Source organism: Lactiplantibacillus sp. C232, from assembly GCF_023806725.1.
Lineage (GTDB): Bacteria > Bacillota > Bacilli > Lactobacillales > Lactobacillaceae > Lactiplantibacillus > Lactiplantibacillus plantarum.
In genome coordinates this window covers 1-310 of the sequence record NZ_JAMSKZ010000057.1, presented here as the reverse complement: position 1 = coordinate 310, position 310 = coordinate 1, and the positions used below count along the sequence as shown (strand labels likewise).

Below are 310 nucleotides of genomic sequence, written 5' to 3'. Positions count from 1 at the left end.
TGTCTTATCAACGGTTCCAGCAGCTAAACAACAAAGCCAGATCACTAATGACGTCAAATATGACTTTACCAACTCTGAAGATGAACGCATTCAGGTCTTTCGTTACACCGCGACGGTCGAGAAAACCGGAGGGCACTACAAGATTGTTAAAATCACGCCGGCCCAAAAAATTCGGTCGTACACTAAATCCGATGATTCTGATGATTAATGAAGGAGAATTTAACTTATGAAATAATGTCCCAACTGCGGCACTGAGATTGCTGCCAATGCAAAGTTCTGTACCCACTGTGGTTACGATCTAACCAAAGCG

Annotated in this window: 2 pseudogenes; both read left to right on the top strand. The window is 43.2% G+C overall.

From position 1 onward, the window contains the following. A pseudogene (locus tag MZO41_RS16605) lies at positions 1-208 on the top strand (hypothetical protein); the annotation flags it as partial. Positions 209-238: 30 nt separating this feature from the next. Beyond that, positions 239-310 (top strand): annotated as a pseudogene (locus MZO41_RS16600) (zinc-ribbon domain-containing protein); the annotation flags it as partial.